Below are 18,539 nucleotides of genomic sequence, written 5' to 3'. Positions count from 1 at the left end.
TGCACAGATAAGTCGACATGACGCTACAGCGTGTTGCCGACATGTGACATTCTGCGGATAGCGCGTTTGTGACGGCCGGACCTCCGGTATTCCAGTGGAGGAACAACCGTCGCTCGCGACGCCCGTCCGCGACCTCAAGGGGGTGGCATGTCCGTACAGTTGGGCAGTCCCAAGGTGCTTCGTACCGACGCAACCGACGCTGACGTACCGCATGACGCTGTGCACGACACGGTGCGCAGCGATGCCATCGACACCCGCACGCTGTCCCGTTCGCTCTTCCTGCGGCTGGCGGAGCTACCGGTCGACAGTCCGGACCGCACCTACGTCCGTGACACGCTCATCGAGCTGAACCTCCCGTTGGTGCGGTACGCCGCCGCCCGGTTCCGCAGCCGCAACGAACCGATGGAGGACATCGTCCAGGTCGGCACGATCGGCCTGATCAAGGCGATCGACCGGTTCGACTGCGAGCGCGGGGTGGAGTTCCCGACCTTCGCGATGCCCACCATCGTCGGCGAGGTGAAGCGGTTCTTCCGCGACACGTCCTGGTCGGTGCGGGTCCCGCGCCGGTTGCAGGAGCTGCGGCTGGCGCTGACCAAGGCGAGCGACGAGCTGTCCCAGAAGCTGGACCGCTCGCCGACCGTCGCCGAACTGGCCGGCTGCCTCGGCGTCTCCGAGGAGGACGTGGTCGACGGGCTCGCGGTCGGCAACGCCTACACCGCCAGCTCGCTGGACTCCCCGCCGCCCGAGGACGACGGCGGCGAGGGCACCCTGGCCGACCGGCTGGGATACGAGGACAGCGCCCTCGAAGGCGTCGAGTACCGCGAGTCGCTGAAGCCGCTGCTGGCCCAACTGCCGCCGCGCGAACGCCAGATCATCATGCTGCGGTTCTTCGCGAACATGACGCAGTCGCAGATCGGCGAGGAGGTCGGGATCTCCCAGATGCACGTCTCCCGGCTGCTGACCCGGACTTTGGCTCAGCTGCGGGTGGGACTGACCGCTGAGGCGTGACGAGCGAGCTCCCGGAGTGGCCGACCGAGGCACGAGGTCGTCCGCGCAGGGAGCGAGGAGGAACGCCGACCAGAGGATGCGAGGCGTAGGAGGGGGGAGTGGTCGCCGGATGTCCGGCGGACCCGCCGCTACTTCATGGCGAGTGCGACCACTCCCACGATCACCACCAGGACCACGATCACACCGATGATCAGGCCCGCGCGGCTGCGGCCCTGGGCACGCTGCACCTGTACGGCGGGCGGCTGCTCGTCGACGAAGGCGCGGAACATCTGGGTGCTGCCGGCCGGGTCGTAGTTGTTGTCAGGGTTGGGCGAGGAGTTCGACATGCCGCCTGACCCTAGCGTGTCGGCGGAATAACCCGCACCCCCCGGCTGTTGCATCAGCACATGGCACGTATCGGCAACTCGGCGCTCGACGTCTTCCCCCTGTCCCTCGGCGGCAATGTCTTCGGCTGGACGGCCGACGAGGCGCAGTCCTTCGCCGTCCTCGACGCGTACACCGCGCAAGGCGGCGACTTCATCGACACCGCGGACGTGTACTCGGCCTGGGTGCCGGGCAACTCCGGTGGCGAGTCGGAGACCATCATCGGTGCGTGGCTGGCCCGCCGCGGTCGCCGCGACGACGTGGTGATCGCCACGAAGGTCGGCAGCCACCAGGACTTCAAGGGGCTGCGGGCCGACACCATCAAGCGGGGCGCCGAGGCGTCGCTGCGCCGGCTCGGCGTCGACCACATCGACCTCTACTACACGCACCGCGACGACCCCGAGGTCCCGGTCGAGGAGATCATCACCGCGCTGGACGCCCTCGTGCGGGAGGGCAAGGTCCGGGCGATCGGCGCCTCCAACATCTCGGCCGAGCGGCTGGCCGCCTCGCTGGACTTCTCCGAGCGCGAGGGCCTGGCGCGGTACGAAATCATCCAGCCCAAGTACAACCTGGTCGAGCGCGACGAGTTCGAGGGCCCGCTGGCCGACCTGGTGGCGGCCCGCGGCCTGTCCACCGCCCCTTACTACGGGCTCGCCTCCGGCTTCCTCACCGGCAAGTACCGCTCGGGCGCCACCGAGGTCTACAGCGCCCGCGCCGAGCGCGCCGCGGGCTTCCTCGACACGGAGAGCGGCCCGAAGGTGCTGGCCGCGCTGGACGAGATCGCCGCCGCCCACGACGCCGAGGTCGGCACGGTCGCGCTGGCCTGGCTGGCCGCGCAGCCGACGGTGGTCGCGCCGATCGCCAGCGCGCGTACGGCCGAGCAGGTGCCGGCGCTGACCGCCGTGGCCGAGCTGAAGCTCACCGACCCGGAGGTGGCGGCGCTGACCGCCGCGGCGTCCTGACCGCCACGTCGTCCTGACCACTGTGCTGTCCTGACCACCCTCTGACGGCGGCCGCTCCAGGCACCCCTTCCCGCGCGCCTCCTCTTCCCGCACACCTTCCCGCGCGCCCTTCCCGCACCAGCGTTCGCCCGCTCCCGCCACGGGGGCGGGCGATTGCTCTGTCGTGACCTTGCTCTCAGTCGGCTCACAGCACTTGTGTCATACAACCATTTCCTCCTATGGTTGCTTCAGGCAACCAAGAGGAAGGCTGGCGAACCGAGCCGATGGCGACACCCACCCCGACCGCCGAGACGTCCGCACCCATGTCGCACCGCCAGATCATGGAGGCGCTGTCCGGTCTGCTGATCGGCCTGTTCGTGGCGATCCTGTCGTCGACGATCGTCTCCAACGCCCTGCCGCGCATCCTCTCCGACATCGGCGGCGGCCAGAGCGCGTACACCTGGGTGGTGACCGCCTCGCTGCTCGCGGTCACCGCGACCACGCCGATCTGGGGCAAGCTCTCCGACCTGTTCAGCAAGAAGCTGCTGATCCAGCTCGCGCTGGTGATCTACGTGGCCGGGTCGATGGTCGCGGGGCTGTCGAACAGCCCGGGCATGCTGATCGCCTGCCGGCTGGTGCAGGGCATCGGCGCGGGCGGGCTGTCCGCGCTCACCCAGGTGATCATGGCGGCGATGATCTCGCCCCGGCAGCGCGGCCGGTACAGCGGCTACCTCGGCGCCACCTTCGCGGTCGCCACCGTCGGCGGACCGCTGGTCGGCGGGGTGATCGTCGACTCCGCGCTGGGCTGGCGCTGGTGCTTCTACGTCGGGGTGCCGTTCGCGGTCATCGCGCTGGTGGTCCTGCAGAAGACGCTGCACCTGCCGGTGGTCAAGCGGCAGGTACGGATCGACTGGGCGGGTGCCTTCTTCATCACCGCGGCCGTGTCGCTGCTGATGGTGTGGGTCTCGCTGGGCGGCCAGAACTACCCGTGGATGTCCACCCAGACCTATGTGATGGTGCCGCTCGCGCTGCTGCTCGGCCTGGTCTTCATCTTCGTCGAGACCCGGGCCGCCCAGCCGATCGTGCCGCTGCGGCTGTTCCGCAGCGCGACGATCACCCTCACCTCCTTCGCCAGCCTCTTCGTCGGCGTGGCGATGTTCGCGGGCACGGTGTTCCTCAGCCAGTACTTCCAACTCGCCCGCGGCAAGACCCCGACCGTGTCCGGGCTGATGACCATCCCGCTGATCGGCGGGCTGTTCGTGGCCTCGATGGTCAGCGGCCGGATCATCACCCGCACCGGCCGCTGGAAGGTCTTCCTGGTCGCCGGCGGCCTGCTGGTCACCGCGGGCTGCGCCCTGCTCGGCACGATCCGGCACGACACCGCGTATCCCGAAGTGGCGCTCTACATGGCGCTGCTGGGCCTGGGCATCGGCATGATGATGCAGAACCTGGTGCTCGCCGTGCAGAACCAGGTGACGGCGGCCGACCTCGGCTCGGCCAGTTCGCTGGTCACCTTCTTCCGCTCGCTGGGCGGCGCGATCGGCGTCACCGCGCTCGGCGCGGTGCTCGGCAACCGGGTCACCCACTTCACCTCCACCGGCCTGGCCGCGCTGCACATCAAGGCCACCGGGGCCGACGGCTCCGGCGGCATCCCCGACGTCGACAAGCTGCCCGCGCCGGTGCGCGGCGTGGTGGAGGGCGCCTACGGCCACGGCGTCGGCGACGTCTTCCTGTACGCGGCCCCGTTCGCGCTGATCGCCTTCCTGCTGGTGGTCTTCGTCAAGGAGGTGGCGCTGCGCGACCGCAGCGGGTTGCAGCAGGCCGTGAAGACCGCCGAGGCCCCGGCGCGGGTGGGCGACGGCCAGGCGGGGTAACCGAGCAGGTAGCGCACAGCACAGCGCCCCGGCAGGGGCGACAACTCCCGGTCGTACGGCCCGCACCCGCAGCGGAGAGGTCCGGTACGCACGACACGGGTCAGGGTTCCGGCGGCGACCGGAGCAGGGGACGGCCGAGGCCGCCGCCGGGACCCGCACTTCCTTCACGGACCGCACCGCGCGGCGACGTAAGGTGCCGTCATGGCTCCCAACATCGCCACCACCACCAAAGTCGGCCTCGACGAACTGCTGGAGTTCATCCGGCCGCGGCACCACGCCATCCTGCTCACCACCCGTGCGGACGGCCGCCCGCAGGGCTCGCCACTCACCTGCGGGGTGGACGACTCCGGGCGGATCGTGATCTCGACCTACCCCGAGCGGGCCAAGGCCCGCAACGTCAAGCGCGACCCGCGAGTCAGCGTGATCGTGCTGTCCGACTCCTTCGGCGACGCGTGGGTCCAGGTCGACGGCAGCGCCGAAGTACTGGACATCCCCGAGTCCGTGGAACCCCTGGTGGAGTACTTCCGGAACATCTCCGGCGAGCACCCCGACTGGGCGGAGTACCGCGAGGCCATGGTCCGGCAGGGCAAGTCCATCATCCGCGTCACCCCCGAGCGGTGGGGGCCGATCGCGACCGGTGGCTTCCCGGCCCGCCTCGCCTGAGGACGAGGACGAGGACGCGCACGAACACGCGCGCGAACACCAGCGAGCCCGCGGACCGGCTGGACCGGTCCGCGGGCTCGGGCTTGCGGGCGTCCTACTTCGGCGCCGTGAGGTCGTAGACGGTCGTGCTGCCCACGGTCTTGGCGGTGAAGTGGGACTCGACCCACGAGCTGATGGCGGAGGACGCGTTGCTGCCGCCCATCGAGCCGCCGCCCATGCCGCCGCCGCCGATGAAGTAGTGGATACGGCCCTGGGCCACGTACTTCTCGAACTGGGCGAGGGTGGGTGACGGGTCGGAGCCGTTGAAGCCGCCGATGGACATCACCGGCTTCTGGGTGGCCAGTTGGTAGCTCGCCTGGTTCTGCGAGCCGATGGCGGCCGCGACCCAGGTGTAGTCGCCGGCGTTCTTCAGCAGCAGGGACTTCACGGCGGAGCTGACCTGGGCGCCGTCGAGCAGGCCGCCCATGCCGCCTGCGCCGCCCCGGCCGTTCCCGCCGCCGAAGCGGGACTCACCGGTGGTGCCGCCCGGGAAGCCGTTCGTGCCCTGCCCGGGCGCCTGCCCCTGGGACCCGCCCTGGCCGGGCGCCTGGCCCTGGCCGCCCTGGCCCTGACCCTGACCGGGCGCCTGACCCTGACCGGGCGCCTGGCCCTGGCCGAACCCGCCGGTTCCGCCGGTGCCGCCGGTTCCGCCGGTTCCGCCCGTACCGCCGCCGGGGAACGTGCCGGTCGGCGGGGTGCCGCCCATCCGGCCCATGCCGCCACGGCCGCCGCCCCCGCCGGGGAACCCGCCCATGCCGCCCTGCACGGAGGGCCCCGCGGTCACGATGGACCCCTGGTGCCCGGTGCTCACGGTGTCGAGGGTGTACGCCACCGGTCCGCCCAGGACCGCGGCGATACCGACCACGGCCGACAGCACCGTCAGCCGGGCGCCGGCCCGCGCGGTGGCCATCCCCGGGAGCGCGCCCGCGAGCAGCGCCAGCGCGGCCACCGCTCCGGCCACGACCAGCGCGGTACGCAGCCACGGGTGCCAGTCGGGGCTGCGGTGCAGCAGGGTGTACGCCCACACGGACGTGCCCGCGACCGTGACCGCCAGGACCGAGGCGGCCGCGATGTGGGTACGCCGCTGCCACAGCAGGGAGGCGCCCATCCCGACCAGCGCCGCGATGTACGGCGCGAGCGCGATGTTGTAGTACTGGTGGAAGATGCCGGACATGTAGCTGAACGTCGCGAAGGTCATCAGCAGCGCGCCGCCCCAGACCAGGAACGCCGCCCGGGTCGCCGAGGTACGGCGGGCCTTCCGGGTGATCCACACCCCCGCGATCAGCATCACGAACGCGGCCGGCAGCAGCCAGGAGATCTGCCCGCCCATCTCGGAGTTGAAGAGCCGGCCGATCCCGGTCGCGCCCCACATGCCGCCGCCGTTGCCGACGCCGCCTCCCCCGCCGCCGCCGACACTGCCGGTCTCGTCGCCGGTGATCCGGCCGAAGCCGTTGTACCCGAAGGTCAGCGACAGGAAGCTGTTGTCCTGGGAGCCGCCGATGTACGGCCGCGAGGACTTCGGCCACAGCTCGACGATCGCCACCCACCAGCCGCCCGCGAGCACCATCGCACCGCCGGCGTACAGCAGTTGGAGCAGGCGGCGGCGCAGCGGGGTGGGCGCGCAGACCGCGTAGACCACGGCGAGCGGCGGCAGGATCAGCCACGCCTGGAGGGTCTTGGTGAGGAACGCGAAACCGAAGACGGCGCCGGCCAGCAGCAGCCACTTGGTACGGGCGTCCTCGATGGCGCGCAGCACGAGGTAGATCGCCGTGACCATGAGCAACGCCAGCAGCGCGTCAGGGTTGTTGAAGCGGAACATCAGCGCGGCGACCGGGGTGAGCGCGAGCACCGCGCCCGCGGTCAGGCCCGCGCCGGGCCCGAACCGCCGCCGTACCGCCGCGTACAGGACGCCGACGGTGGCCACGCCCATCAGCGCCTCGGGCACGAGGATCTGCCACGAGCCGAGGCCGAACAGCCGTACCGACAGGCCCATCGGCCACAGCGCGGCGGGGGGCTTGTCGACGGTGATCGAGTTCGCCGCGTCGGAGGAGCCGAAGAAGAACGCCTTCCAGCTCTGGCTGCCCGCCTGGACGGCGGCGGAGTAGAAGGAGTTGGCGTATCCGGAGGCGCCCAGGTCGTAGAGGTAGAGCACCAGGGTGGCGGCCAGCAGGGCGAGGAAGGCCGGGCGGGCCCAGGTCGGGTCCTCCGGGCGGCCGCGCCAGGTGCGGTGCAGCAGGCGCCGGGTGGAGCGGGCCGACCGCGCGGTGACCGAACTGTCGGCGGCCTGACCGTCGGCCGGGGGGCCGTCGATGGCGTGGGGCGGGCCGCCGGGGGCGGCGACAGGACCGGGTGCGGGGCCGGGCAGGCCGGCCACGCCGTCCAGCGCGTGTGCGTCGCTCGGGGAGGTCATCGGGCGCTCCTCAGGTCGTGGTCGTCGCGGTCGTCGAAGTCGTCGAAGTCCGCCTGGCCGGCAGGGTCGGCACGGTCGGCACGGTCGGCTCGTCCATCGTGGTCGCCGGGGGCGGCCACGACGGCACGGCTCTCGGAGGCGGTGCCGGCGTCGCGGCCGTACTGGTCGGTGCGGTCGGGGAAGAGCCAGGCGCGGAAGAGCAGGAAGCGCAGCACCGTGGCGGCGAGGTTCGCCGCGACCAGGACGGCGAGTTCGGTGCGGTGCGCGGGGTGCGGCGCCGCGGTGTGCAGGGCGGCGAGCGAACCGCTGGTCAGCGCGAGGCCGATGGCGAACACCACCAGCCCCTGGGCCTGGTGGCGGACCGCCCGGGCCGGGCCGCGCACCCCGAAGGTGAGCCGCCGGTTGGCGGCGGTGTTGCCGAGCGCGGACAGCAACAGGGCCAGCGCGTTGGCGAGTTGGGAGTCCATCGCGCCGCGGAAGAGGAAGTACAGCGCGAGGTAGACGACCGTGCTCAGCACGCCGATCGCGCAGAACCCGACCAGCTGGCGGGCCAACCCGGGCGGCACGCCCGGCAGTTCGCGGTCGCGCGGGTCCTCCCCGAACGGCCTGCGCAGCCGGTCGAGCGCGAGCCGCCCGGTGGCCAGCGCCCGGCCGACCCGCCAGACGCCGCGCAGGTCGGCGGTGGCGGTCCGCACCAGGTCCACGCTGCTGTTCGGGTCGTCGATCCAGTCCACCGGCACCTCGTGGATGCGCAGCCCGGCGCGTTCGGCGAGCACCAGCATCTCCGTGTCGAAGAACCAGCCGGCGTCCTCCACCATCGGCAGCAGGCGCTGCGCGACGTCCGCGCGGATCGCCTTGAAGCCGCACTGCGCGTCGGAGAAGTGCGCGGCGAGCGAGCCACGCAGGATCAGGTTGTAGGCACGGGAGATGAACTCCCGCTTGGCGCCGCGCACCACCCGCGAGGACTGCGCGAGGCGCGAGCCGATCGCGAGGTCGGAGTGGCCGGAGATCAGCGGGGCGACCAGCGGCAGCAGGGCGTTGAGGTCGGTGGACAGATCCACGTCCATGTACGCCAGCACCGGCGCGTCCGAGGCGGTCCACACGGTGCGCAGCGCCAGCCCGCGCCCCTTCTGCTCCAGCCGGAACGACTCGACCTCGGGCAGTTCGGCGGCGAGCCGCGCGGCGATCGCGGGGGTCCGGTCGGTGCTGGCGTTGTCGGCGATGGTGATCCGGAACGGGTACGGGAACGTGTCGACGAGGTGCGCGTGCAGCCGGCGCACGCCGGGGCCGAGGCCGGCCTCCTCGTTGTAGACGGGGACGACGACGTCGAGCACGGGCGCGACGGGCACGGGGGGCACGCGTGGTGCGCCGGTGGTCGGGTGGGTCGCGGCGTCGGACGGATGTACTGCGGCCGTGACCGGCAGGTGCCGACGGGCGGGCAGATTGCCGAGAGTGGTTCGCATGCCACGAGCCTCGACAACGGTCCTGTCATGGTGATGTGTCGAGGCTGAGCAGCACCTATGAGTCTGTTGGTGCGGGTGGGATGTGCGTGCCATGCGTCACCCGTGAGGCGCGCGCGGGCGGCCCGACGGCACCCCGCGCGGCCGCTGCGGGGGGCGCGGACACGGCCGGACCGCGTGCCGCCGTACCGGGTACAGCTGATCCCGGCGCACCTGAACCCGGCCTGCCCGCTTCCGGCCCGCCCACTCCCGGCGCTCCGCCTTTCGCGGGCACCTCGGTGGCGGGCAGCGTGACGGTGAAGACCGTACGGCCCGGGACGGACGCGACCTCCACGGTGCCGCCGTGCGCGGCGACCACCGAGTGCACGATGGCCAGGCCCAGTCCCGTGCTGCCCGCCGAGCGGGAGCGGGAGGCGTCGCCGCGGGCGAACCGCTCGAAGACGTGCCGGCGCAGTTCGGGCGGGATGCCGGGGCCGTCGTCCTGGACCTGGAGCACGACGTCGGACGGCCGGCGCAGCACCCGCGCGGTGATGGTCGTGCCGGGCGGGGTGTGGGTGCGGGCGTTGGCGAGGAGGTTGGTGAGCACCTGCTGCAGGCGCGGCGCGTCGCCGTGCACGGTCGCGGGCTCGTCGGGCAGTTCCAGCCGCCAGTCGTGGTCGCGGCCGGCCGCGCGGGCGTCGCTGACCGCGTCCACCACCAGCGGGGACAGGTCGGTCTCGGTCCGGTCGACCGGGCGGCCCGCGTCGAGCCGGGCCAGCAGCAGCAGGTCCTCGACGAGCGTGGTCATCCGGGCCGCCTCGGACTCGATCCGGCCGAGCGCGTGCCGGGTGTCGGGCCCGACCGGCTCCTGGCCGCGTCGGGTCAGCTCGGCGTAGCCGCGGATGGAGGCGAGCGGGGTGCGCAGTTCGTGGCTGGCGTCGGCGACGAAGCGCCGGACCCGGGTCTCGCTCTCCTGGCGGGCGTGCAGCGCGGAACCGACGTGCCCGAGCATCCGGTTGAGGGCGGCGCCGACCTGGCCGAACTCGGTGCGCGGGTCGGTGTCCGACTCCGGCACCCGGCTCAGCGGGGCCACCTCACCGCGGTGCAGCGGCAGTTCGGCGACCCGGGTGGCCGTGGCGGCGACCCGGCGCAGGGGTTGCAGGGCGATCCGCATCAGCGCGGCGCCGGCCAGCCCGGCCGCAACGAGCCCGGCGGCGGCGACCGAGACCTCCACCCACAGGAGGGTGGACAGGGTGTCCTCGGTGCCCGCGGTGCTCAGGCCGACCAGGATGGTACTGCCGTCGTCGGCGGGCGCGGCCGACTCGACCCGGTAGTCCCCGAGGCCGGGGACGGTCACGTTGTGCGGCTTGCCGTCGTGCGGCACGCCGGCGAAGGCCGCGGCCTGCTTCGCGGTGAGGTCGTCGGCGACGAGCTGGCCGGTGCTGGGGCTGGTGGCGCTGACTGCGGCCTCGGTGACGGTGCCGGTGGAGCTGACGGTCGCGGCGACCGTCTCGCCCGGCTGGCCACCGCCGGCGAGGAAGACGAAGGGGATGCTGCGGGGCATGTCGGTGGCCCTGCCGTGGCCGGTCGGCCCCAGCACGCCCCGGTCGCCGGGGGCGCTCTGGCCGGGGGTGGCCTGGTCGGGGCGCGGGCCGTCGGCGCGCACCGCCGTGTCGTGCACCTTGGCGTCCAGCTGCCCGTACAGGAAGTCGTGCAGCGCGAATATCGTGACCGCGCCGATCACCGCGCAGACCACCGCGACCAGCGCGACGCAGGAGGCGACCAGGCGACGGCGCAGGGACCAGCGGCGCGGCGCCCAGCGCCCGCGGTGCGGCCGGCCGCGCGGGCGGGGGGGCGCCGTCGCACCGGGGGCGCGGGTCGAGCCGGTGCCGGGGGTCGAGCCAGTGCCGGGGGTCGCGCCGGGGCCCGTGCCAGGCCCCGCGCCGGGGCCCGGTCCGGCCTGCGGGGCCGGGCCGTCCGCGTGGGGTGCGGTCGGTGCGGGGCGGGTCACACCGGTTCGCCCGGCTTGATGAGGTAGCCGGCGCCGCGCCGGGTGTGGATCATCGGCGAGCGGCCGGCGTCGATCTTGCGGCGCAGGTAGGAGATGTACAGCTCGACGACGTTGGCCTGACCACCGAAGTCGTACGACCAGACCCGGTCCAGGATCTGCGCCTTGCTCAGCACCCGGCGCGGGTTGCGCATGAGGTAGCGGAGCAGCTCGAACTCGGTCGCCGTGAGGTGGATGTTGTCGCCGCCGCGGCTGACCTCGTGGCTGTCCTCGTTCAGGACGAGGTCGCCGACGGCGAGCACGGACTCGTTGCGGATGGCGGCGGCGCCGGAGCGGCGCAGCAGTCCGCGCAGGCGGGCGACGACCTCCTCCAGGCTGAACGGCTTGGTCACGTAGTCGTCGCCGCCGGCGGTGAGCCCGGCGATCCGGTCCTCGACCGCGTCCTTCGCGGTGAGGAAGAGCACGGGCACGTCGGGGGTCTGGCGGCGCAGCCGGGCGAGCACTTCGAGCCCGTCCATGTCCGGGAGCATCACGTCGAGCACCACCGCGTCGGGGCGGTTCTCACGGGCGGAACGCAGCGCGCTCGCGCCGTCACCCTCGGTACGGACCTGCCAGCCCTCGTAGCGCAGGGCCATCGAGAGCAGGTCGGCGAGCGGGGCCTCGTCGTCCACCACGAGGACGCGGACCGGGGAGCCGTCCGGGCGGGCGAGGTCGCCGGCCGGGGCGGACGCGGGGGCGGTGTGGGTCGCGGGGGCGGCGGGGTGGGTGGAGCGGGTGGCCGCCGATGAAGTGGAAGGCATACGGGACACCCTGTGCACCGGCTATGAGAGGAGCCTTAATCCGTTTCTGTGAAAACTCTGAGAATCCGGTGACGGTGGAGTAAAGCGGGGCAGGGGTGCACCAGCCGGTGGACGGGGCGAGGCAGGGGCGGGGACGGGCCGCGCACGTACGAGGGCGCGGGCGTACCGGCGCGGGCGTACCGGCGCGGGCGTACCGGCGCGGCCGCTTACCGCCGTATCGGCGTACCGGCGCCCCCTTGCGGCCGCCCCACCCCGCGATGGTACGAAGGTACGAAGTCGACTGGCTGACAGCCATGATGACGTCACGTCACGAACGGGGGCAGGTCACACGATGCAGGGTGGAGTCGGACTGACGGCATATCTCGTCAACGAGTCGCGGGCCCGCCGGCCCGACCTCGCCCAGGACGGGCCGGCGGCCGCGTGGATTCCCGAGGGGGAACGGCCGGGCGTCAAGGCGCTGTGGCAGGAGTTCGCCGACGCCGTCTACCCGCACGACGACCTGGTGGTCTCGCTCCGCGGCCGGTTCATCGCGGACACTCTCGCCGAGGCGCTGCGGGCCGACCCGGACACGGTGCTGGTGGTGTGCGGCGCGGGCTTCTCGTCGTACCCCTGGCTGCTGCGCTTCCCGGTCGCGGTCGAGGTGGACCTGCCGCACATGGCCGAGGCGAAGCGGCTGCGGGCGGCCGAGCTGACCGCGGACGGGACGCTGCCGGTGCGCGACGTGCGGCACATCGGTGCCGACCTGGCCGTGCCCGCGGACCGCGCCGCGGTGGCGGAGCAGGTGCGGGCGGTCGCGGCCGGTCGGCCGGTCGCGTACGTCGTCGAGGGCGTCGTCTTCTACCTGCCGCCCGCCGACGCGCGTGCGGTGGTGACGCTCGGCGCGGAGTTCGGCACGACCGCCGTCACCGCGGTGAGCTACTGGCCGGCGGCGGCCTCGGGCAGCGTGGTGCTGGCCGAGCAGCGCGCCTGGTTCCGCAGCAGGTCCGTCCCGGAGGAGGCGAGCCACCACACGCACGCCGAGCTGGCCGCGCTGCTGGGCGCGCCCCTGGACGACCAGGGCCCGGAGGATCTGCAACGTCGTTACCTGGACCGGGTGGTGGTGCCCGAGTCCGCCCTCATCCCGGAGTACGTGGCCGTGTCCTGGGGCACCCCGGGCACGCGGGGAGCGATCGGCGCGGCAGGGCCGTCCGGAGCGGTCGCGTGAGCACCGGGGTACTCCATCTCCAGTGCCGCGCCTACCCGTTGCACCACCGCACCCCGACCACCTCGCTCGACGCCTTCACCGTGCCCGGCCACGGCGAGTTACAGCCGGTCCTCGGCAGCCTGCGCTCCCTCGCCTACAACCCCGACATCACCGTCGAGTTGGACATGACCGGCATGATCCGACCGGCCGTCGCGCTGCCCGGGGTGGAGGTCGTCGCCTGCCACGCCCGCGTCCTGGCCGCCGGCACCATCCTGGTGGTCTACGCGCTGCGCCACGAGCAGGACCTGCGCGCGTTGGACCTGCTCGAACTCGACGCCCTGGACGCCGACATCAACCGGGTCCTGCGCGAGACCGACGCGCCGATCCTGTCCGCCGTGCTGTCCGCCGCCGTCAACAGCGGCCTGCTCCGCAGCATCGCGCTGCGCCCCGACCTGGCGGTGGCCGGCCCGAGTTCACCGATCGACCGCCGATCGGCCCGCTACAACGCGCACTTCGTCGGCCAGGACCCGCCATGGCAGCCGGACTCCCGCGTGCCCGCGGTCTCTTCGGGCCCGGACTGCCGCATCCTGCTGCCGTACACCTACGCCTGGGACCGCGACCCGGACACCGCGCTGGCCGAGCTGCTGACGATGACCGAGCCGACCGACATCGCGGTCGCGCAGCAGTCCCTGCTCGCCGGGGCGCTCATCGCCGGCCGCTGGGTGCTCGGCGACCTGGCGCACGCGCACCCCGCCAACACCGGCGTGCACGCCTTCCGCCGCTTCCTCGACGGCCTGTGGGCCGACTTCCACCACCTCGACAGCTACCGTGTGGAGTCCTCCCAGGCGCACCGCGCGAGCTACCTGGCCGCGCGGCAGACCATCGGCCTCGACGACACGCAGGAGCGCGCCGACAAACTCCTCGGCTACGTGAGCAGTTCGCTGCTGGCCGCCGCCTCGGAGCGGGCCGAGGCCCTCGACACCCGGCTCAACCGGGTCGCCGCCGCGCTCACCGTGGTCAGCGCGGCCTCCTTCGGCCTGGACATCGCGGTGTTCGTGCTGCCGCAGGTATCGCTGTGGACGAAGATCGCGGTCGTCGTGGGGCTGCTCGGGATGGCGACGTCGGGGCTGGCCGCGGCGATGCTGCCGGGGGCGCTGCGCAGGTCGTTCCAGCGGCGGGACGCGACGGAGGCGCCGGCCGGACCGAACGGACCGAACGGGCCCGCACCGGTGTCGACGGTGGTGGCGGCGGCGGGTGCGGGCGTGGCGGCGGCGGGCGCGGCGGCAGCGGCAGTCGGGGCCGCGGCAGTCGAAGCCGTGACGGCTCCGACTGCCCTTCCGGCCACCGCGGTTGGGCCTACGGGGACGGTCGGTACGGTCGAAGGGGGCGGCGGCGCGGCGCCGGGTGCCGCGGGCGACGCGTCCGGGGTGCCGCAGCAGCCGGGTCAGTCCTCCGGCTCGTAGTACGCCATCAGCGCCGTGAAGTGGGCCAGCCACGCGGTGAGTTCGGCCGGGTCACGGGTACCGACCTCGCAGGAGTGGATGCTTCCGTCGTTCAGCGCCACCGCCACCAGCAGCACATGGCCGCGCCCGGTGGCCCGTTCGCACCAGGCGGTGTGGATCGCCGGCCAAGGGAACTCCGCGACACGGCCGTTGACCCCGAGGGAGATGCCGTCGGCGTCGGCGACGACCGCGTTCTTACGGTCCATGGCGAGGAACTCGGGCGCGTCGGGTGGGACTTGGTCCACGGGCGGCCCGGCGTACCCGGTGCCGGGAGCCGCGAGGGGCGTGGGCACGGCGGCGGGGAACGGCGGCGGTGCGGCATAGCCGTAGCCGGCCGCGGGGGCGTACGGCGAGGGCGGGGCGTACGGCGAGGGCGGCAGCGAGGCGGAGGGCACGGGAGGCGCGGGGGCGTAGCCGGGCATCGGGGGAACCGGCGGGACGGATACGGCGGCGACCGGGGCCGGACCCGTACCGGTACCCGTACGTGCGTCCGTGACGGCCACGCCCGGCGCCACGTCCGCCGGGTCCGAGGGGTCCACCGGGTCGAGCCAGTCCAGCAGCCGGTCCGTATCCGGCCTGCGCGCCGGCTCCTTGTCCAGGCAGGCCGCCACGATCGGCCGCAACCGCTCGGGCACCGCGCTGAGATCGGCCTCGTGGTGCACCGAGCGGTACATCAGCGCGACCGGGGTGCCGCCGCCGAACGCGGAGCCGCCCGCGGCCGCGACCAGTACCGCGCCGAGCGCGAACACATCGGCGGCAGGCCCGACTTCGCGCCCCTCCGCCTGCTCGGGCGCGAGGAACCCGGGGGTGCCGAAGGCCGTGCCCGTCACCGTCAGCCGGGTGTTCTCCACCGCCCGCGCGATGCCGAAGTCCAGCACCCGCGGCCCGTCCTCGGCCATCACGATGTTCGCCGGCTTCAGGTCCCGGTGCACCAGCCCGCAGCGGTGGATCGCTTGCAACGCCTCGGCGAGCGCAGCCCCCAGCCCGCGCAGCCGCGCCTCGTCCATCGGCCCCTGCTCCGCCACCAGCCGCGCGAGCGTCGGCCCCGGTACGTACGCGGTCGCCAGCCACGGCGCCTCCGCGTCCGGGTCCGCGTCCACCACCTGCGCGGTGTGGAACCCCCCGACGCTGCGCGCCGCCGCCACCTCCGCCCGGAACCGCTCCCGGAACACCGCGTCCGCCGCCAGCTCCGACCGGGCCACCTTCACCGCCACCAGCCGCCCGCCGCGCGACCTGGCCAGCCACACCACCCCCATGCCGCCCTCGCCGAGCCGCCGCACCACGCTGTACCCACCAATGCGTTCCAACTCCGACTCCCGCCCCCAAGCCGCCGACCAGCCGCCCCCACCCTCCCAGAGACCGCCGCCCGCCCCCAACCCGATCACGGCACCGGGACCGGCACCGGGACCGGCACGACGGCGGCGAGCTGCGCGGAGGTGTGCCATCGTGGTGGCCATGGGGGGCTTCACCGGGGCGTACGTCGTCCGGCACGGCTGGACACGTGCCGGAGCGAGCTGGTTCGCGGTCACGGCCCTGCTGATCGGGGTGGGCTTCCTCCCGCACGTGGAACCCCCGGACCTGGACCACATCGAGCTGGTGTTCAGCCCGTTCGCGCTGTGGACCGCGGCGGTCTGCTCCAGTCGCCGCAAGGCCGTCCGGGTGGACAAGCGGGGCATAACGCTCCACCGCCTCCTGCCCCTCCGCGCACCGGAGTTCGTGCCCTGGGCCGACGTCGTGGCGGTGGACTGGTCGGGCGACGACCACTTCTGGGGCCGCACCAGCAGCTTGACGGTGCACCGCCGCGCCGCCCGTCCGGTCCCCGCCCTTCCCCCGGTTCCCGGTCTGGAAGAGCTGGACGCCTACCTCGCCACCCAGGTCGACCCCGGCGACGCCGCCGCCTTCCGGGGCGTCGTGCGGCTCGGGCGCGGCACCACCCTGAGCGACCTCGATCCGGTCCGGCTGGCCACGGCGATGGCCGTGCTGGCGCCGGAGGTCCGCAGGTTCGGCGATCTCGGCGACGTACCGTGCCCGGGGGCAGCCCCGGCGCGACCGGCCGACCCTCTACCGTAGGAGCCGGAACGAGAGGACTGGCCCCATGAACACCTTCCCGGCCGACCGGACCTTGCGGATCGGCACCCGTAGTTCACCGATGGCGCTGGCCCAGGCCAACCTCGTGGCCGACCTCCTGCGCAAGGAACAGCCGGGTCTCCAGGTCGAGTTGGTGCCCGTCACCACCGAGGCGGACCGCTGGCACGGCGACCTGTCCAAGCTCGGCGGGAAGGGCCTGTTCGTCAAGCAGATCGACGTCATGCTCCAGCGCGGCGAGGTCGACCTGGCCGTCCACTGCGTGAAGGACGTCCCCGGCGACACCCCGCTGCCCGAGGGCCTGGTCTTCGCCGCCCACCTCCCGCGCGACGACGTCCGCGACGTCCTCCTCTTCCCCGAGGGCTCCGAGCTGCGGACCCTCGACGACCTCCCGGCCGGCGCCACCGTGGCGACCTCGGCCGTACGCCGCAAGGCCCAACTCCACCGGCTCCGCCCGGACCTCGACGTCGTCCGGGTACGAGGCGCCGTCGGCACCCGCATCGACACCCTCGACGGCAGGAAGCAGACCGGCAGCCGGCCGGACGCCATGATCCTCGCGTCCTCCGGCCTGGCCCGGCTGGAGCTGACCCACCGCGGCCGCCAGGTCTTCACCGTCCAGGAGATCCTCCCGGCCGTCGGCTCGGGCGCCCTCGGCCTGGAGTGCCGCCACGACGACGGCCCCACCGCCGGCCTGCTGTCCCGCCTCGACCACGAGCGGACGACGGCCGAGATCACCGCCGAACGCGCCATGCTGCGCGACCTGCGCGGCCACTGCAACAGCCCCATCGCCGGCCACTGCACCACCGCGCCCGACGGAGCGCTCACCCTGCGCGGCATGGTCTTCTCCGCCGACGGCTCCACCTCCGTCCACACCCACCTCACCGCCCGCTCCACCGACACCCCCGCCACCCTCGGCGCCCGCGCCGCCGCGGACCTCCTCCGGCAGGGCGCCGCCGACATCATCCTCGCCATTCCCCACTGACCCGGGCTGATCCGGCCTGACCCGGGGCCGGGTCGGGGCCGGGTCGGGGCCGGGTCGGGGCCGGGTCGGGGCCGGGTCGGGGCCGGGTCGGGGCCGGGTCGGGGCCGGGTCGGGCTCCTTACGCGGGCTCGTCCGCGGGGCCTTCGGCGTACGGGGCCGCGGCACCCGCGTAGCGCCGGGCGAGCGTGGCGCAGGCTCGCCGCAGGGCCGGCGGTCCGACGACGTGCAGGTCCGCGTCGAAGCGGCCCAGGCCGGCGGCGAGGGCGGTCCAGGACCAGGACCCGGCGACGAGCCGGCACCGCGCGGGGCCGAGGGGTTCGACCGTGCCGTCGTCGGCGTACGGGGCGACCTTCGTGGCGGGGAGGTCGATGACGACCTCGCCCTGGCAGGGCCAGGCGGCGCCGGTGCCGTCCGACCCGCGGAACCGGCCGGCGACGAACGTGGAGACGTCGTGGCCCGGCACCTGGCGCGGGGCGAAGCGCGGGCCCGTCGGCGCGCGGGGGGTCAGGCGGTCGGTGCGGAAGATCCGCCAGTCGTCGCGGTCGAGGTCCCAGGCCAGCAGGTACCAGCGGGTGCGCCAGGCCACGATGTGGTGCGGCTGCACCCGGCGCCGCTGCGGTGCGGCGTCGCGGTGCGGGGCGTAGTCCAGGCGCAGTTCCTCATGGCGCTGGATCGCGGCGCTCAGCACGGTGAGCACCTCCAGGTCCTCGGCCGGCGCCGAGGTCTCCGGTCCAGACGGTCCAGCCGACCCAGGCGGCCCAGGCGGCCCGGCCACGGTGACGTGGAGCGCGTCGACGCGTTGCCGCAGGCGCGGGGGCAGCACGTGCCGGATCGTCGCGAGCGCCCGGCCGGCGTCCTCCGCGAGCGCGCGGTGCGCGGTGGTCTGAAGGGCGACCGCCAGCGCGATGACCTGCTCGTCGTCGAAGAGCAACGGCGGCAGGTGCGACCCGGGCTCCAGGCGGTATCCGCCGGCGGGTCCCTTGGCCGCGGCGACCGGATAGCCCAGCGCACGCAGCCGGTCGACGTCGCGGCGCACCGTACGCACGGTCACCTCCAGCCGCTCGGCCAGGTCCGCGCCGCTCCACTCCCGGCGGGCCTGGAGCAGGGAGAGCAGGGTGAGGAGGCGCGAGGACGTCTTCTGCATGTCTCCATGATGGCCGCAGTAGCGGACACCACCTGTCCTCTACTGGTGCGACGGTGGATACCGAACCGCGGAGCAGGGCTTCTCACGCCGCCGCTTCG

General features: G+C 73.7%; 13 protein-coding genes and 1 pseudogene. 8 read left to right on the top strand and 6 right to left on the bottom strand.

Features of this window, described 5'->3' with window-relative positions; all coding sequences use genetic code 11:
* Positions 1–147: 147 nt before the first annotated feature.
* Positions 148–1,008, top strand: a complete 861-nt coding sequence (locus ACIPAE_RS09980) for an RNA polymerase sigma factor SigF (RefSeq protein ID WP_328466385.1) — start codon at positions 148–150, stop codon at positions 1,006–1,008.
* A 128-nt stretch (positions 1,009–1,136) separates the two neighbouring features.
* On the opposite strand, the gene ACIPAE_RS09975 is transcribed toward ACIPAE_RS09980, so the two are convergent.
* Positions 1,137–1,334 carry a hypothetical protein gene (locus ACIPAE_RS09975; RefSeq protein ID WP_328466387.1) on the bottom strand — a complete coding sequence of 66 codons (198 nt, stop codon included), beginning with the start codon at positions 1,332–1,334 and terminating at the stop codon, positions 1,137–1,139.
* A gap of 60 nt (positions 1,335–1,394) precedes the next feature.
* Between ACIPAE_RS09975 and ACIPAE_RS09970 the strand changes: the two genes are divergently transcribed.
* The 3 genes from ACIPAE_RS09970 (at position 1,395) to ACIPAE_RS09960 (ending at position 4,849) form a co-directional block, all read left to right on the top strand.
* The gene (locus tag ACIPAE_RS09970; protein WP_402444148.1) at positions 1,395–2,333 is read left to right on the top strand and encodes an aldo/keto reductase; all 939 of its coding nucleotides are present in this window, start codon (positions 1,395–1,397) and stop codon (positions 2,331–2,333) included.
* Between the two features lie 263 nt (positions 2,334–2,596).
* Positions 2,597–4,186, top strand: a complete 1,590-nt coding sequence (locus ACIPAE_RS09965) for an MDR family MFS transporter (RefSeq protein WP_402444146.1) — start codon at positions 2,597–2,599, stop codon at positions 4,184–4,186.
* A 201-nt stretch (positions 4,187–4,387) separates the two neighbouring features.
* A complete protein-coding gene (locus tag ACIPAE_RS09960) occupies positions 4,388–4,849 on the top strand; it encodes a PPOX class F420-dependent oxidoreductase (protein ID WP_329367218.1) in 462 nt (153 codons plus the stop codon).
* Between the two features lie 94 nt (positions 4,850–4,943).
* Here the strand turns inward: ACIPAE_RS09960 and ACIPAE_RS09955 are convergent.
* From ACIPAE_RS09955 to ACIPAE_RS09945, 3 genes and pseudogenes are all read right to left on the bottom strand, one after another.
* Positions 4,944–8,740: pseudogene (locus tag ACIPAE_RS09955) on the bottom strand (glycosyltransferase family 39 protein); the annotation flags it as partial.
* Positions 8,741–8,816: 76 nt separating this feature from the next.
* On the bottom strand, positions 8,817–10,535 hold the full coding sequence (locus tag ACIPAE_RS09950; protein WP_402444492.1) for a sensor histidine kinase: 1,719 nt from the start codon (positions 10,533–10,535) through the stop codon (positions 8,817–8,819).
* A 209-nt stretch (positions 10,536–10,744) separates the two neighbouring features.
* Positions 10,745–11,545 carry a response regulator transcription factor gene (locus ACIPAE_RS09945; RefSeq protein WP_329367213.1) on the bottom strand — a complete coding sequence of 267 codons (801 nt, stop codon included), beginning with the start codon at positions 11,543–11,545 and terminating at the stop codon, positions 10,745–10,747.
* A gap of 331 nt (positions 11,546–11,876) precedes the next feature.
* On the opposite strand from ACIPAE_RS09945, the gene ACIPAE_RS09940 reads away from it, so the two are divergent.
* Positions 11,877–12,749 (top strand): class I SAM-dependent methyltransferase, encoded by an 873-nt coding sequence (locus ACIPAE_RS09940; protein WP_329367211.1) that lies wholly within the window; start codon positions 11,877–11,879, stop codon positions 12,747–12,749.
* A complete protein-coding gene (locus tag ACIPAE_RS09935; RefSeq protein ID WP_402444143.1) occupies positions 12,746–14,191 on the top strand; it encodes a hypothetical protein in 1,446 nt (481 codons plus the stop codon). Before ACIPAE_RS09940 ends, ACIPAE_RS09935 begins: the two co-directional genes overlap by 4 nt.
* Here the strand turns inward: ACIPAE_RS09935 and ACIPAE_RS09930 are convergent.
* Positions 14,173–15,537 carry a serine/threonine-protein kinase gene (locus ACIPAE_RS09930; RefSeq protein WP_402444142.1) on the bottom strand — a complete coding sequence of 455 codons (1,365 nt, stop codon included), beginning with the start codon at positions 15,535–15,537 and terminating at the stop codon, positions 14,173–14,175. The genes ACIPAE_RS09935 and ACIPAE_RS09930 overlap by 19 nt on opposite strands.
* A gap of 139 nt (positions 15,538–15,676) precedes the next feature.
* Here ACIPAE_RS09930 and ACIPAE_RS09925 point away from each other — a divergent pair, with 139 nt between their 5' ends.
* Positions 15,677–16,300 (top strand): hypothetical protein, encoded by a 624-nt coding sequence (locus ACIPAE_RS09925; RefSeq protein ID WP_402444140.1) that lies wholly within the window; start codon positions 15,677–15,679, stop codon positions 16,298–16,300.
* Between the two features lie 25 nt (positions 16,301–16,325).
* Complete coding sequence (gene hemC / locus ACIPAE_RS09920; protein WP_402444138.1) at positions 16,326–17,297, top strand: hydroxymethylbilane synthase; 972 nt, start codon at positions 16,326–16,328, stop codon at positions 17,295–17,297.
* 118 nt (positions 17,298–17,415) lie between these two features.
* On the opposite strand, the gene ACIPAE_RS09915 is transcribed toward hemC, so the two are convergent.
* The gene (locus ACIPAE_RS09915) at positions 17,416–18,441 is read right to left on the bottom strand and encodes a helix-turn-helix transcriptional regulator (RefSeq protein WP_402444136.1); all 1,026 of its coding nucleotides are present in this window, start codon (positions 18,439–18,441) and stop codon (positions 17,416–17,418) included.
* Between the last annotated feature and the right edge of the window lie 98 nt (positions 18,442–18,539).

Origin of the sequence: Streptomyces sp. NPDC087270, from assembly GCF_044744625.1 — a bacterium.
Classification (GTDB): Bacteria; Actinomycetota; Actinomycetes; order Streptomycetales; family Streptomycetaceae; genus Actinacidiphila.
This window is presented reverse-complemented; position numbering and strand designations above follow the sequence as displayed.

What these genes read in the sequence shown, in the direction of transcription:
- ACIPAE_RS09980 (WP_328466385.1), top strand. Translation starts at nt 148, where the DNA reads ATGTCCGTACAGTTGGGCAGTCCCAAGGTGCTTCGTACCGACGCAACC.
- ACIPAE_RS09975 (WP_328466387.1), bottom strand. Translation starts at nt 1,334, where the DNA reads ATGTCGAACTCCTCGCCCAACCCTGACAACAACTACGACCCGGCCGGC.
- ACIPAE_RS09970 (WP_402444148.1), top strand. Translation starts at nt 1,395, where the DNA reads ATGGCACGTATCGGCAACTCGGCGCTCGACGTCTTCCCCCTGTCCCTC.
- ACIPAE_RS09965 (WP_402444146.1), top strand. Translation starts at nt 2,597, where the DNA reads ATGGCGACACCCACCCCGACCGCCGAGACGTCCGCACCCATGTCGCAC.
- ACIPAE_RS09960 (WP_329367218.1), top strand. Translation starts at nt 4,388, where the DNA reads ATGGCTCCCAACATCGCCACCACCACCAAAGTCGGCCTCGACGAACTG.
- ACIPAE_RS09945 (WP_329367213.1), bottom strand. Translation starts at nt 11,545, where the DNA reads ATGCCTTCCACTTCATCGGCGGCCACCCGCTCCACCCACCCCGCCGCC.
- ACIPAE_RS09940 (WP_329367211.1), top strand. Translation starts at nt 11,877, where the DNA reads ATGCAGGGTGGAGTCGGACTGACGGCATATCTCGTCAACGAGTCGCGG.
- hemC (WP_402444138.1), top strand. Translation starts at nt 16,326, where the DNA reads ATGAACACCTTCCCGGCCGACCGGACCTTGCGGATCGGCACCCGTAGT.
- ACIPAE_RS09915 (WP_402444136.1), bottom strand. Translation starts at nt 18,441, where the DNA reads ATGCAGAAGACGTCCTCGCGCCTCCTCACCCTGCTCTCCCTGCTCCAG.